The organism is Stenotrophomonas sp. SrG (assembly GCF_050031795.1).
In the GTDB taxonomy this organism is placed as follows: domain Bacteria; phylum Pseudomonadota; class Gammaproteobacteria; order Xanthomonadales; family Xanthomonadaceae; genus Stenotrophomonas; species Stenotrophomonas rhizophila_A.
Window position 1 is genome coordinate 1 of record NZ_JBNBBE010000687.1, and the last position, 248, is coordinate 248.

A 248-nucleotide genomic window follows, 5' to 3' on the forward strand; every position below is an offset into this window, starting at 1 on the left:
CGCGGCCAACGGGCGTTCGGCCGCACCGACCCCCTGCGCGGCATCCAGCGCCTGCCCGGCAAGGTCGAAGCGGAAACCGGCGGCCTGCCGTGCCGCCGATGCCAGCAGCGCCTCGACCACCTGCTGCCGCCCCTGCTGCGCGGCCGCATCGACCGGACGCACCGCGAGCACCGCCTCGACCGCGTCACCTGCGGCCTGCCAGCGCTGCCGCCGCAGCAGCTGCTGGCCGTCACGCACGCGCGCCTCCA

1 pseudogene is annotated in these 248 nt (G+C 77.4%); it reads right to left on the minus strand.

Features of this window, described 5'->3' with window-relative positions:
• Window positions 1–248, minus strand: a pseudogene (locus tag ACQG3P_RS21330) (hypothetical protein); the annotation flags it as partial.